Genomic DNA, 13,080 nt, shown 5'->3' with positions numbered 1-13,080 from the left:
TTCAAGTCTGCGCTTTCAAACGATAGCCCATACCACGCACAGTTTCGATCATATCAAGGCCCAGCTTCTTGCGTAAACGACCGATAAAAACTTCAATTGTATTAGAATCGCGGTCAAAGTCCTGATCATAAATATGCTCGATCAAATCGCTACGGGATACGACTTCCCCCTCGTGATGGATCAGATAGGATAATAGCCGGTATTCATGCGAAGTCAGTTTGACCAACTGTCCGTCAACAGTCACACGCGATGTTTTGGTATCAAGCATAATCGGTCCGCAAACAAGCTCGCTTGTTGCATGGCCTGAGGCACGCCGGATAAGTGCACGCAAACGTGCAAGAACTTCTTCCATATGGAAAGGCTTGGCCACATAATCATCGGCACCGGCATCAATACCGGCCACCTTATCCGACCAGCGGTCACGGGCTGTTAAAATCAACACCGGCATCAGACGACCATCGCGACGCCAACGATCTATAATACTGATACCATCCATTTGCGGCAGTCCCAGATCAAGAATGACCGCATCGTAGGGCTCTGTATCCCCTAAAAAATGACCTTCCTCACCGTCAAAAGCACTATCGGCAACATAACCGGCATTTTGAACGGCCTGAACCAGCTGGCGATTAAGCTCGCGATCATCTTCAACGACCAATATACGCATCACCCCCCCTGCTCAATTGGCAGGCACAGCAACTTCGACACGACGTGGCTTTTCTCCATTGCGGCCAGGAACCAGCACGACAACCACACATACATTGCTACCATCAGCCTGCGAGACAAGATTTGCCTGTGTCAGTGTTCCACCTTGTTGATCGGCCACATGTTTACCGACTTCGGCACAATCTGCGGCCTGCGCAACCCCAACACCCAGCAATGGGAAAATTACAAAAAAGGCTAATATTTTTTTCATCATGCTACACTTCTTACAAATATTATCATGAACCGGACATGAACAGATTGGAATTTATACAAAACCACACTTCCACCCATTATGCCAGTTTTACGCAATATGGTTACCAATCTATTGAAATGGGAACACAATCGTCAAACCTTCGGCTTTTCAGGCACTCGCGTCTCTTTATTACAAAGCAGGTAATCTGTTTTTGAAGAAAAAATTTTTTGTGATCGGATATTTTCTCCTAAAACAACTGCATCATACAAAAAATACTGGCAGAAAATGCGATTTTCTGGCATCACAGCTGTGACCTTTAAAAGGTCAAGTTTCATGGCTTTTGGACCGGTCATTTATGTTGGGCTTCTTTAAAAAATCAAAAACCAGGCGACGCAAGCCGTTCCGCAGTCCCCTGCTGATCAGCGCCGATGCATGGTTAAACAATGCCCTTTATCGTCTCGGCCACGCTTTTGCCTCTTTCTGGTCCGTTGCCACCATCATTTCCAAACGCTTCCGTGTACGCGGTTTCAAACGATTTCTTGTCGAAATCTGCGATGAAGCGCTAACGCTTGGACTGATCGGATTTATCGCCTTTACAACACTTGGCATTTCAATTTTCCAAATGACGGAACGTGATTGGCGCGCACCGGAAGATTTTGCCGTCACTTTTCTTGACCGTCATGGCAACAATATTGGTTCGCGCGGTGCATTACATGCCGAATCCATCTCCATCGACGACATGCCCGATTATGTCATCAAGGCGGTTCTAGCCACAGAAGATCGTCGTTTCTTTGAACATTATGGCATTGATTTTTATGGCCTTTCGCGCGCCCTTTCTACAAATATGCGCGCCAACGGCGTTGTCCAAGGCGGTTCAACCTTGACACAGCAATTGGCCAAAAACATGTTTTTGACCAATGAAAGAACCCTGACCCGCAAGATCAAGGAAGCCTATCTGGCCATCTGGTTGGAAGCCAATCTAAGTAAAAAAGAAATCCTCCAGCTTTATCTTGATCGAGCCTATATGGGTGGTGGCACATTCGGCATTGCAGCAGCTTCCAAATTCTATTTTGGTAAAGATGTTCGTAATATCTCGCTGGCAGAAGCTGCCATGCTTGCAGGATTATTCAAGGCCCCGGGGCGCTATGCGCCGCATGTCAATCTGCCCGCAGCACGAGCCCGTGCCAATATCGTGCTCTCCAATCTTGTCGATAGCGGCATGATGAGCGAAGGTCAGGTCATTGGCGCAAGACGCAATCCGGCGAGTGTCAAATCCGATCTTGGCGGCGGCCATCCCGACTATTTTCTTGACTGGGCTTTTGACGAAATCCGTAAAATGGGTGACCAGCTGCCCGAGCGCACCTTAATCGTTCGTACCACCCTTGATCAGGGCATCCAGAAAGCGGCCGAGGAATCCATTGAATTCCATCTGCGCCAATATGGCCAGCAATATCGTGTCTCTCAGGCATCAACCGTTGTGATTGATAATGACGGTTCGGTACGCGCTATGGTCGGTGGGCGTGATTATGGCGAAAGCCAGTTTAACCGCGCCACACAAAAAGGGCGCCAAGCGGGTTCATCATTCAAACCCTATGTCTATGCCACGGCCATGTCACGAGGCAATCTGACACCGGCCACAATCGTACCTGACGCCCCCATCAATTGGGCAGGTTGGAGCCCCAGAAACCTTGGCGGTTATCGCGGCCGCGTAGATTTGGCAACAGCTCTAGCACGTTCCATCAACTCTGTACCGGTCTATCTTACCATGAAATATCTCAACCGAGATACGCAACCAATTCGCGACCTCATAAAGAATATGGGTATTGATGCTGATATTATTGCGCATAAGACCATGGTTCTTGGAACATCCGACATGACGACGCTTGATCAGGCAACCGGTTATAATGTCTTTGCCAATGGTGGCATGGCCGGCAACCGCCATGGCTTCACCCAGATATTATCACCCGATGGGCGCGTTATCTGGGATTGGAACCGCAATGGCCCTAAGCCACATCGTGTTTTAAGCGAACAAGTCGCCGCCTATCTGAACCAGATGATGGTTGGTGTGACCACACGTGGCTCCGGTGGACGAGCGCGCCTGCCCATGACATTGGTTGCTGGAAAAACCGGCACATCACAAGAGGCCCGCGACACATGGTTTGTCGGCTTTACAGGTAATTATACCGCAGCTGTCTGGATGGGCAACGATGACAACTCGCCGCAAAACCATGCCTTCGGCGGCGTTGTTCCGGCGATGATATGGCATCGTATGATGCTTTATGCGCATCAGAATGTCACTATCAAGCCAATCTATGGTGTTGAGAACTCGATTCTTTCCGCACCTAAAAACAAGGATGACAGCCCTCAGCCTGATATTGCAGCTGATCTGCCGCAAGTTCTCTCTCCTGCAACATCACAGGTCATTCGTGATATTGGGGAAGCCTTTGACAAGGCTCCGACTATTACTATGCCGATCTCAAAAATTGTCTCGTCACAAACCAGCAAGATCCAGTAAAAATATGATATTGCGCAATATACTCTCTGCGATTTTAGTTATTGCTTGTAGCGTTATTCTAGGCGCCTTGGGCAGCAATTATATATTGAACCATTTCGAAGGCTTCGGCCGCATGCGCATCGGTAAATGGTTAGCCTATCCTGAAGCCGGAACATTACAAGCAGATGCCTATGCACGAGCGCGGGCGGCCAAAAGAGGGGATATTGCCTTGGGACGGGCTGAAGGGCTGATGTTCCAAACATGGCAGGATGAACGCGGACGTCCCTTACGCAGCCAATGCGATTACGAATTACACGGAGAGCTTCCTGAAGCCCGCTTCTTTACACTTTATCCTGTTAACAATCGCCTCGAACCAATGAAGCCATCCTCTGGCCTACCTGGCGAGATTTATTCACGCGATATTATCCGCGACAGTGACGGCAAAAATCTAACCATCAATCTCTCGGCAAAAGCCCGTAGCGGCAACTGGCTTGCAACACCCCATAAAGGTGAGTATGGCTTGGTTCTGACCCTTTATGACACGCCGATTGCTGCATCGACAGCAATGCAGAAACTGGTTATGCCGAATATCCATCCTGTAGCCAATGGAGTACGCGAGTGTGAGTAGGATTGCCTATCTAAGTCTGCTGACTGTGCTCGGAGCCATCATCGTACATATTACGATTATTTTTATGGTGCCCTCTTTTGCACAATCCAATGCATGGTCACATATTTCAGCCCTCACCCCCAAATACCGCTTTGCCCTCCTCCCCAAGGATGAAGCGATTATCCGCTCTACAGACCCATTATTCAAACTTGTTGCATGTCATTTCGATCTTTCTGACGGGCCTGTCCAGTTGAAGGCTAATGATACAACATCCTTCTGGTCATTGTCAGTCTTCAACCGCGAAGGCGATAACCTTTACAGCATCAATAACCGCACAACACCCAACAATGTTTTGGATCTGACACTGGGCGACCCTGTACAAATCATGGAGTTGAAAGAAACCATTGATCCAAGTACCGATACATCGGTCATGATTACCCAGGATATTGATGAAGGATTTGTTATTCTGCGCGCTCTAGGCGGCGATACAATTGATAACCGGCAAAGTGAAAAATTTCTGAAAACAGCCAGCTGCCAGCTGCTGGATGACTAAAACCTATTTCAGACCGGATTGCCGACATCCGTATTCTCACCTACAAGGATAAAAGGCTTTTCATCCGGCATATAGCTTTCAAGCTCGACCAGCCAGATATCGGGATCAAAACGCAGCTCCTTCTCAAGAAAAGAAACAGAACGTTCCTCTTCCGCTTGCGTAATGACCCGAACAAAAAAACGTTCGTCATTACTTGTCTCGTCTGAATAGAAGCTTTGCGGTGCTGGTGCATAAAGATCAACCAAATCATCGCGATAACGCCACAGGATAAAGACGGCACCCGCTTCATTGGCACCACGGCGTGTTAGATAGGCAAAACCACCTTCCGCGCGCACCCGTCGCATCAATGCAGAAACCCAAAAATCTGTTGTTAACCGCATCTATTTATCCAATTAAACCAATATCCTGCATCTTGGTCAAAACCTGCCTATTGGCATGGCCTGTTACATCCAATGAAAACATCTCCTGAAAGGATTTCAGCGCTTCAAAGGTCGGCTGGTCAAGTGCACCATTAACGGCAATATTGTCATAGCCAAAAGCACGCAAAGCTGTCTGGATACGCATAATATCCTCACGCCTATCCAGCACTTCTTCTATCCCTTTGTCTTGTTGGCTATCTTGAGGGCGGACTGTTGCATGGTCTTCAACCGGTTGTTTTTCTTCAACTGAAGGCTGCATAGCGGGAATGTCCGACATAGTTTTAGCTGTAGACGAAGCACCATCAGAAATAGCATTGGTGGTGACTCTATCTACAGTTTTATGGCCTTCATCGCCGATCAAAGCAGCAATACTATCGGACTGTCCGGTCTTATTTGACACATGTGCCTCAGTCGGCATACCGGCTTTTTTCCACGCCGTGATAGCCGCGCGTGTTTGGGGGCCATCCAGACCGTCGACCGCACCGTGATAAAATCCAAGACGGGAAAGTTTTTCCTGCATTTGTCGCAAATCGCCATTATCGGCAGTGGCTGAAGGAGAAGCCACGGGCACAGGCGCAATCCTTTGAGGCTGTGAAGCCGTTTGTGTAATAACAGGCTGCTGGACGGGCTGTTCATTTCTATGACTGACCACATCTTGATTATGGAGCGGGCGCGTTTCAAAAAACACGCCATGATGACTTTCCTTTTGTGAGAACACAGCATTATAGGCAACAAAGCCGAAGCCGAAGGTAAAAAGAACAAAGCCACTGGCAACCAGCGGATTGCGACAGCTAGCACGCCACCCCAAGACCAAAAGTCGACAGAACAAACGGCACAAGCCGATACCAGCACGAGCCGGCAGCCCTTTGCGTTTTTTTACTGTTCCCTTATTATTCGGTTTTCTGGCCATCTTACTTTTCGCTTTTATCCTTTATCCTGTCGTCAATTGGCGCAATGCCATATCCGGTTGCGCTGCGAATCCTTTTTCCGGGCCATTCAACAAAACAACCTTACCTTTACCGGCAACCGGCAAAATAACTTCAGCCAATGTTCCCTGCGGCCGATTTTCCTCGAAATTCAATTCCCCACCCAAAGGTGCCAACAAGGCACTGACCAGTGCCAAACCGACACCATTGCCTGTTATGCCTTGTTCCTTCACGCGGGAAGAGCGCACATAGGCACGGCCTATCCTGCTGATTGTCTCCTCATCCATACCGATGCCATCATCTTCGACCCCCAGTTTTAGACGGCCATCCGATGTCAATACGGCAGTCATGACAATAGACCCACATTCGCTCGTATATTTAATGGCGTTGGAAACCAGATTGATAATGATCTGGCGCAAAGTTGTCTTATCGGCACACACTGTAACATGCTTGACCTGTTCAATATCAAAAACGAAAGAACGCTTTGCGCCTAACGCTTCAATCATAGAGCGTATTTCATTCAAGATAGGATAAATTTCACTATGCTGGGCCGCTGGCTTATTCTGTTCATCCTCATTGTCATGAATAAGCGTAGGAACAACTGGAGCCATTGTCCGTTCTACAACTGCCAACAAATGCTCTCCAGCCTGCTTGATCATGCCTGCATATTGACGAATCTGCTCAACCGAAGCTGTATCATAATGCAACATCAAATCGGCAAAACCGATGATAGCATTCAAGGGAGTACGCATTTCATGGGCAGTCACGACCGTTTGGGTCAATTGTCCCTCTATTTCTTCATCGATACGATTTTGCAAAAGTGATAGGCTGATGTGTTCGGAAAAACATTCTTCACACTCCAGTACAACTTCCATAAAACGCAAACGATCCTTGGCCATAAGCCTTAAATAAACCGGAGAAACACCTTCTCCTTTGCGCAAGGTGTCCAGCATATCAAGAAAGGCAATACGATCATTGATATGCACGCTTTCATAAAACGGCCTGGCAACAGAAATAGACAGCATATCCAAACCATCACCGACACATCGGCGTACAATCCCTTCATACGAAATATCTATGATGGTCCTGCTTTTTGTCATCAGCCCTTTTTCCATTGGCAAAGGCACGGATAATCATATTGATGATAACGGCCTTCAAATTTAAATTGTGCCAAAACCATGGCGCTGAAGTTTTTAATGAATTGATAATAGAACCGATTTCAGCGCCATCTTTCACAATATGGTTAACAGCTTTTGACTTTTTTATCCTCTTACGGCATGCAGACGAAAAGAATGATGATTTTGTCAATATTTCATAAATGAAAGACATATAGAATGCCTATTTCCTTATCATAGACAACGCAGGTTTCCATGATCCGTTTTGCTTTTAAATGTGTATTCTTTCTGGCATTCCTGTTTATTGCCATTTCTTTTTTTGCCCCCGCATCCGACCATTCGCTAAGTGCCGATAACGACAATAGTACATCAACTATTGATGCAATTATTGCCGTCAAGCAGACCGTCAATGACCTCGGCAACTTTTGTGATCGCAATGTGCAAACCTGTGAAACAGGCAAGACATTTCTTGGCTCACTGGGTGAACGCGCCCGAGATGGTGCAAAATATGCTTATGAATATCTCGATTCAAAATTCGGCCATAAAGAAAAGGAACCGGCACAGGATATAAAGACCGGTTCAATTCCAACATCCCGACAGCCTGAAGAGCATTCAAATTCAAAAACGCAGATACCGGCCCAAACGACGGCAACAGAGCCTGAGCATTAAAATAACTCGTGAAAGTAATAAAATGAGCGATACAATCGACAATATTATTGAAGGCTTCTCAATGCTTGATGATTGGGAAGACCGCTACAAATATGTCATTGAACTGGGTCGTGAACTTTCTCCCTATCCCGAATCGGCGCGTGATGAGAGCCACAAGGTACCAGGCTGTGTCAGCCAGGTTTGGCTGCTCACCCATCAAGCTGAAGGCACTGACCCCGTTCTAACTTTTGAAGGCGATTCGGACGCTCATATTGTACGCGGTCTTGTCTACATCATTTTAAGTTTCTATTCCGGCAAAAAGGCAAGTGCTATCCTTGCCGCCGACATTGAAGGGTTGCTCACAACATTGGGTTTGAATGACAACCTGACCCCACAACGTTCCAATGGATTAAAGTCCATGGTCAAACGCATCCAGAATGACGCAGAAAACGCTCTTAAATCCTAATAGTGAATAATCCATATTCCAGCTTAAACTTGTTCCTCTTCTGGTTCCAAGCGTAGCGGATAAATGCAAGGGTTTGAAAAGGCATAGTCCTTATAACCGGATTAAAAATATAGCTATAAAAAAAGCCCCCTATCGGGTTCGATCCAATAAGGTTGAACGGTTATTCATTGATAAAAAATATATCCTTCTCCCTTAAAGAAAGACGACGTCAAGGATGAAATAAAAAATCAAAGAATTCAGTCAATATAAAATACAAAATCTTAATTTATTTAATAAAATTAAATTTTATATCGAAAAAAATCTAAGCAAAACTATTAATCGCAATTCATGACATATTATTATATATTTATAGGTATATATATATTTTAAATAAAATGAATTAATATTTTTAGACCAATTGAATTATCCGTTTATATTCAAAAACAGCCTTTTAATCATTACTATTTAAACAATATACGCCCGATTGATATCGGGCGTACAAATAAAAATGATACGTATGCAGCAGTAATTTACTTGGTCTTTTTAGCCGTCTTTTTAGCTGCTGGTTTGCTTGCCGCTGTTTTAGAAGCAGATGTTTTACCAGCCGATGGCTTGCGACCCAATCCCATTTTTTTAGCCAAGGCCGAACGGGCTTCTGCATATTTAGGCGCAACCATAGGATAGTTGCTATCAAGATTCCATTTTTCACGATACTGTTCAGGCGTCAGGTCATAATGTGTCTTTAGATGGCGCTTCAAAGATTTGAATTTTTTGCCATCTTCAAGACAAATAATGTAATCGCTATATACAGAGCGCTTTGGATTAACAGCAGGTTTCGGCTTTTCTACTTCCTGCACCATGTTTTCACTGCTGCCAGCTTTAGCAAAAGCGGCATGGACCTGACCAATCAATGTCGGTAATTCTTCAGCATTAACTGTATTATTGCTAACATAGGCTGCAACAACATCTGCGACAAGTGTAATAAGAAAATCGTTTTCGGTTTCTTTAATCAATTCATTGGTCATTTAAAAGTATTCCTCATTTGCAAATATATTGCACTTTTCGGTCAATCGATAAAAATAAAAAAGAATCACTATCCTCTAAACTATTATAGCAAGAAAGTGGCTCTAATTTGGGCTGGTTTAATAACATCTAATATTCAATGTCAATATTGACTGGATAAATATTTACACCTTAAACTGCAATTATACTTTACCAATCTATCATTTTGATTAAAATCAAATGTGTCCCTACAAAAAGTGCATTCATATAGAACGCTGCTACCATTATCGTATAAAAATGAATAAATATTATACATAGTCTTGTTTCATTGCATTGTATTTCTACCTTAAAAGAAGATGTAAAAATTAATATAACAAGAATAGAATCATTCATATTATCCATAATGGATAGAAAGCCGATTATACCAATGTCAAAACAGACCACACTTAAAGTTATCAAAACAGACAAGGAATGGCGTGAGCAGCTCACCCCCGTCCAATACCAGATCACCCGTCAGCACGGGACAGAACGCGCTTTCTCATGCCCGGACTTCGACACCAGTCGCCCCGGCACTTTCCACTGTGTATGTTGCAACCGTCCACTCTATCGCTCTGATGCCAAATTTAATTCAGGCACCGGTTGGCCAAGTTTTTACCAACCGATAGAAGCTAAAGCCGTCAATCTTTTTGAAGACCTTTCTTATAATATGGTGCGAACCGAAGTGCGATGTGCTGACTGCGATGCCCATTTAGGCCATCTTTTCCCTGATGGTCCACCACCAACCGGACTTCGCTATTGCATGAACGGAAATGCCCTGATCTATAACGAAGATTAAAAACCCTTTAAATAAATATCGCGCCTGAAAGAATTTAAAATGACATCCGATTTTATTGCGGCTTCTGTTCCACAAGCAAAAAAACAAAAACACGAAACAAGCTATCACGGTATTACACTCAACGATGATTATGCTTGGCTGCGTGATGCCAATTGGCAGGAAATGTTCAAAAATCCGTCCATATTAGCACCCGAAATCCGCAAACATCTGGATGCTGAAAACGCCTATCAACAGGCCCTTATGGCTGATACACAAAAATTCCAAACAGCACTTCTGGCTGAAATGCGTGCACGCATCAAAGAAGATGACAGCTCCGTTCCCCTCAAAGATGGTGCTTATGCCTATGGCGTTTCTTATGTAGAAGGCGGCGAACACCCCCATTTCTTCCGTACACGGCGTGACGGGGGAGACAGAGAAGTCTATTTTAACGGAGACAAGGAAGCTGGCCAGCGCGATTATTTTCATCTCGGCAGTGTTGATCACGCCCCCGATCATAAAAAATTTCTCTGGTCCTATGATGACAAAGGATCGGAATTTTACACAATCCGCATTCGTGATTTTGCGCATTTATCAGATCATGAAGATACTCTTGAAAACACAGCTGGAGATGGTGTCTGGGACGCAAAAAGCGAAGGTTTTTTCTATACAAGAATGGATGACAACCACCGTCCTTCCGAGCTCTATTATCATAAGCTCGGCACCTCCCAGAATGAAGACGTCCTGATCTTTAGAGAAGATGACCCGGCTTTTTTCCTCAGCGTTTCTGGGTCAAAAAACAATGATTTCATATTCATTGATCTACATGATCATGAAACATCTGAACTCTGGCTGATACCGGCTACCGAACCACTGGAAAAACCTTTATGTATTTGCAAAAGAGAAAAAGGTATTGAGTATTCCTTTATCTCCGGCGGCGACGTTTTCTATATTCTTACAAACAAGGATAACGCCAAAGACTTTGCTCTCTTTGTCACACCTTGCGACAAACCGCATAGCCAAAACTGGCAAGCTGTTATTCCCCATAAACCCGGACGTCTGATTCTGGCCCATGATGTTTATGAAAAACACCTCATATGGCTTGAGCGTGAAAATGGCCTGCCCCGTATCATAATTATGGATAGAAGCAGTGGCAACCAACACGCTATTTCCTTTGACGAAGAAGCCTATTCTTTAGGCCTCAATGGAGCTGCCGAATATAATACGTGCGTCATCCGGTTTTCCTATTCTTCCATGACCACGCCACAACAATTATTCGACTATAATATGGATAGCCGTGAACGTGAGTTGCTCAAAACACAAGAAGTCCCTTCTGGTCATGTGATCAGCGACTATGTAACCCGCCGTATCATGGCTAAGGCACAAGACGGTGAAGAAGTACCGATATCGCTCTATTACCATAAGGATACAAAGCTCGATGGCAGTGCGCCCTGCCTGCTTTATGGCTATGGCGCCTATGGACATTCTATTCCCGCGAGCTTCAATGCCAATTCATTATCATTGGCCAATCGTGGTTTTATCTATGCGATTGCGCATATTCGCGGAGGTAAAGACAAAGGCTTTGCATGGTATGAAAAAGGCAAACATAGCTATAAGAAAAACACTTTCACAGACTTTATCGACGCCGGACGCCATCTTGTAAAAGAAGGTTATACAAGCCATGACCGACTGATTGCCCATGGCGGTTCAGCCGGTGGCATGCTGATGGGTGCCATTGCCAATATGGCCCCACGTGATTATGCCGCAATTGTTGCGATTGTTCCTTTTGTCGATGTCTTGAATACCATGCTGGACGCAACCCTTCCCCTGACTCCACCGGAATGGACGGAATGGGGAAACCCTATTGATTCAAAAGAAGATTTTGAGTTGATTCGATCCTATTCTCCTTATGACAATGTTTGCGCCCAAGACTATCCTGCTATGCTTGTCATGGCTGGACTAACAGATCCACGCGTTACCTATTGGGAACCGGCCAAATGGGTTGCAAAACTGAGAAAAATCAAAACGGATAACCACCCTATCCTATTTCGTATCAACATGGATTCAGGCCATGCTGGCGCATCGGGAAGGTTTTCAAAACTGGAAGAAACAGCTTATATTTATACCTATATATTAAAGGCAGGAAATAAGCTGGCAACATAATACCCATGCAAGAAAAGCGTAATGAAGATTTCTCGCAACACTTCTATATATAGGCATGACCAAAAGTGCCTATATACTGAGAAACTTCAAGAAGTATCCGGTTTAGCTAACATTGTCATCGTCTACTTTTATCGCCTTTATAAATCCGGAAATTATAAGCCTTACAATAATAACGGCTTTTACATAGCGGCACGGTTTGCTAAGGTTCGCGCACAATATGATTGTTTCAACACATTAGGAAAGAACAGAATGAGGCCCATTCAGTTTTCTTTCATAAGCTCTGTGACGGATATAGGAGCAATAGAATTTTGAAGAAATTGATCAGTCTCTTTGTATTGGCTTTGCTCTTCCTGTCCACCAACAACCTATATGCTGTCGGACGTGATCCACACCCCTTCAGGAATGATCCCGAATATGCGGGTGAGCGCTGTAACACACCCAAAAAAGGCAGCAATATTGTTGCCGGCTACTTCAGCGGATATCAGGAAGCGGCCATGCCCAATGATTCAGACTATGCGCCGATTGACCGCTTTAGGTGTTTTAAGACCATTCAACAATGTCGTGATTGGATGTATATAATGCAATCACGTTATGGTATACCACCGCCACGTATTACCTCTTGCAAACAATATTGATTATAATCTAACGGAGACACCCCATTGAAAAAGTCCCTAACAGTTATTCTCGCATCACTTTTATTTTCAGGCACCATTCTGACAGCCCATACCAGTGGCATTGCGACCAGCCGTGTTGAACGTAATATGGTCAGCGAATATGCGGGCGAAAAATGTTCGACCCCCAAAAAAGGCAGTGGCGTTGTTGGCGGTTTGTTTCGTGGTTGGCAGCAGACACCTTTTGGCGGGCGCGGCTCCGGTATGAGACCGGTAGAACGCTATCGCTGCTTTAAAACCACCAACGAATGTCAAGGTTGGCTTGCCACAATGACCTATCTATATAGCGATAAAGGCAATGACGCCGCTATCTGTAAAAAGTTCTAAACAA

16 protein-coding genes are annotated in these 13,080 nt (G+C 45.0%); 9 read left to right on the top strand and 7 right to left on the bottom strand.

The window, feature by feature from the left end; genetic code table 11:
- Position 1 precedes the first annotated feature (1 nt).
- From ACYZ97_RS02445 to ACYZ97_RS02435, 3 genes are all read right to left on the bottom strand, one after another.
- Positions 2–664, bottom strand: a complete 663-nt coding sequence (locus ACYZ97_RS02445; protein ID WP_473299914.1) for a winged helix-turn-helix domain-containing protein — start codon at positions 662–664, stop codon at positions 2–4.
- A gap of 12 nt (positions 665–676) precedes the next feature.
- A complete protein-coding gene (locus tag ACYZ97_RS02440; protein ID WP_473299913.1) occupies positions 677–916 on the bottom strand; it encodes a hypothetical protein in 240 nt (79 codons plus the stop codon).
- 131 nt (positions 917–1,047) lie between these two features.
- Positions 1,048–1,248, bottom strand: a complete 201-nt coding sequence (locus ACYZ97_RS02435) for a hypothetical protein (protein ID WP_473299912.1) — start codon at positions 1,246–1,248, stop codon at positions 1,048–1,050.
- A 2-nt stretch (positions 1,249–1,250) separates the two neighbouring features.
- Here ACYZ97_RS02435 and ACYZ97_RS02430 point away from each other — a divergent pair, with 2 nt between their 5' ends.
- From ACYZ97_RS02430 to ACYZ97_RS02420, 3 genes are read left to right on the top strand one after another with little or no spacing between them, the layout of a single operon-like run.
- Entirely contained in the window at positions 1,251–3,410 is a 2,160-nt protein-coding gene (locus tag ACYZ97_RS02430; protein ID WP_473299911.1) for a transglycosylase domain-containing protein, read from the top strand.
- A gap of 4 nt (positions 3,411–3,414) precedes the next feature.
- Positions 3,415–4,017 (top strand): DUF1214 domain-containing protein, encoded by a 603-nt coding sequence (locus ACYZ97_RS02425; RefSeq protein ID WP_473299910.1) that lies wholly within the window; start codon positions 3,415–3,417, stop codon positions 4,015–4,017.
- Positions 4,010–4,549 carry a DUF1254 domain-containing protein gene (locus tag ACYZ97_RS02420; protein WP_473299909.1) on the top strand — a complete coding sequence of 180 codons (540 nt, stop codon included), beginning with the start codon at positions 4,010–4,012 and terminating at the stop codon, positions 4,547–4,549. The genes ACYZ97_RS02425 and ACYZ97_RS02420 overlap by 8 nt, the downstream gene beginning before the upstream one ends.
- An 8-nt stretch (positions 4,550–4,557) precedes the next feature.
- Here ACYZ97_RS02420 and ACYZ97_RS02415 read toward each other — a convergent pair whose 3' ends face one another.
- From ACYZ97_RS02415 to ACYZ97_RS02405, 3 genes are read right to left on the bottom strand one after another with little or no spacing between them, the layout of a single operon-like run.
- Entirely contained in the window at positions 4,558–4,929 is a 372-nt protein-coding gene (locus tag ACYZ97_RS02415; RefSeq protein WP_473299908.1) for a DUF1491 family protein, read from the bottom strand.
- 4 nt (positions 4,930–4,933) lie between these two features.
- Positions 4,934–5,878 (bottom strand): peptidoglycan-binding domain-containing protein, encoded by a 945-nt coding sequence (locus ACYZ97_RS02410; RefSeq protein WP_473299907.1) that lies wholly within the window; start codon positions 5,876–5,878, stop codon positions 4,934–4,936.
- Positions 5,879–5,899: 21 nt separating this feature from the next.
- A complete protein-coding gene (locus ACYZ97_RS02405) occupies positions 5,900–6,994 on the bottom strand; it encodes a sensor histidine kinase (RefSeq protein ID WP_473299906.1) in 1,095 nt (364 codons plus the stop codon).
- A 270-nt stretch (positions 6,995–7,264) separates the two neighbouring features.
- On the opposite strand from ACYZ97_RS02405, the gene ACYZ97_RS02400 reads away from it, so the two are divergent.
- Positions 7,265–7,678, top strand: coding sequence for a DUF5330 domain-containing protein (locus ACYZ97_RS02400; RefSeq protein WP_473299905.1), 414 nt, complete (start codon positions 7,265–7,267; stop codon positions 7,676–7,678).
- Between the two features lie 22 nt (positions 7,679–7,700).
- Positions 7,701–8,123, top strand: coding sequence for a SufE family protein (locus ACYZ97_RS02395; protein ID WP_473299904.1), 423 nt, complete (start codon positions 7,701–7,703; stop codon positions 8,121–8,123).
- 509 nt (positions 8,124–8,632) lie between these two features.
- Here the strand turns inward: ACYZ97_RS02395 and ACYZ97_RS02390 are convergent.
- A complete protein-coding gene (locus ACYZ97_RS02390) occupies positions 8,633–9,127 on the bottom strand; it encodes a Ros/MucR family transcriptional regulator (RefSeq protein ID WP_473299903.1) in 495 nt (164 codons plus the stop codon).
- A gap of 404 nt (positions 9,128–9,531) precedes the next feature.
- Here ACYZ97_RS02390 and msrB point away from each other — a divergent pair, with 404 nt between their 5' ends.
- The 4 genes from msrB to ACYZ97_RS02370 all read left to right on the top strand — a co-directional run bounded on the left by msrB (position 9,532) and on the right by ACYZ97_RS02370 (position 13,076).
- Positions 9,532–9,939, top strand: coding sequence for a peptide-methionine (R)-S-oxide reductase MsrB (gene msrB / locus ACYZ97_RS02385; RefSeq protein WP_473299902.1), 408 nt, complete (start codon positions 9,532–9,534; stop codon positions 9,937–9,939).
- A 39-nt stretch (positions 9,940–9,978) separates the two neighbouring features.
- Positions 9,979–12,078: a S9 family peptidase gene (locus tag ACYZ97_RS02380; RefSeq protein ID WP_473299901.1), complete on the top strand. Its 2,100-nt coding sequence runs from the start codon at positions 9,979–9,981 to the stop codon at positions 12,076–12,078.
- Between the two features lie 308 nt (positions 12,079–12,386).
- Positions 12,387–12,713: a hypothetical protein gene (locus ACYZ97_RS02375; protein WP_473299900.1), complete on the top strand. Its 327-nt coding sequence runs from the start codon at positions 12,387–12,389 to the stop codon at positions 12,711–12,713.
- 24 nt (positions 12,714–12,737) lie between these two features.
- Entirely contained in the window at positions 12,738–13,076 is a 339-nt protein-coding gene (locus tag ACYZ97_RS02370; RefSeq protein WP_473299899.1) for a hypothetical protein, read from the top strand.
- The last annotated feature ends 4 nt before the right edge of the window (positions 13,077–13,080 follow it).

This window comes from Bartonella sp. bp_1 (assembly GCF_055808085.1).
This window is presented reverse-complemented; position numbering and strand designations above follow the sequence as displayed.

Excerpts from the sequence above, each read along its gene's own strand:
- ACYZ97_RS02430 (WP_473299911.1), top strand. The coding sequence starts at position 1,251 with ATGTTGGGCTTCTTTAAAAAATCAAAAACCAGGCGACGCAAGCCGTTC.
- ACYZ97_RS02395 (WP_473299904.1), top strand. The coding sequence starts at position 7,701 with ATGAGCGATACAATCGACAATATTATTGAAGGCTTCTCAATGCTTGAT.
- ACYZ97_RS02440 (WP_473299913.1), bottom strand. The coding sequence starts at position 916 with ATGATGAAAAAAATATTAGCCTTTTTTGTAATTTTCCCATTGCTGGGT.
- ACYZ97_RS02400 (WP_473299905.1), top strand. The coding sequence starts at position 7,265 with ATGATCCGTTTTGCTTTTAAATGTGTATTCTTTCTGGCATTCCTGTTT.
- ACYZ97_RS02405 (WP_473299906.1), bottom strand. The coding sequence starts at position 6,994 with ATGACAAAAAGCAGGACCATCATAGATATTTCGTATGAAGGGATTGTA.
- ACYZ97_RS02415 (WP_473299908.1), bottom strand. The coding sequence starts at position 4,929 with ATGCGGTTAACAACAGATTTTTGGGTTTCTGCATTGATGCGACGGGTG.
- ACYZ97_RS02445 (WP_473299914.1), bottom strand. The coding sequence starts at position 664 with ATGCGTATATTGGTCGTTGAAGATGATCGCGAGCTTAATCGCCAGCTG.
- msrB (WP_473299902.1), top strand. The coding sequence starts at position 9,532 with ATGTCAAAACAGACCACACTTAAAGTTATCAAAACAGACAAGGAATGG.
- ACYZ97_RS02380 (WP_473299901.1), top strand. The coding sequence starts at position 9,979 with ATGACATCCGATTTTATTGCGGCTTCTGTTCCACAAGCAAAAAAACAA.
- ACYZ97_RS02390 (WP_473299903.1), bottom strand. The coding sequence starts at position 9,127 with ATGACCAATGAATTGATTAAAGAAACCGAAAACGATTTTCTTATTACA.
- ACYZ97_RS02435 (WP_473299912.1), bottom strand. The coding sequence starts at position 1,248 with ATGACCGGTCCAAAAGCCATGAAACTTGACCTTTTAAAGGTCACAGCT.
- ACYZ97_RS02425 (WP_473299910.1), top strand. The coding sequence starts at position 3,415 with ATGATATTGCGCAATATACTCTCTGCGATTTTAGTTATTGCTTGTAGC.
- ACYZ97_RS02410 (WP_473299907.1), bottom strand. The coding sequence starts at position 5,878 with ATGGCCAGAAAACCGAATAATAAGGGAACAGTAAAAAAACGCAAAGGG.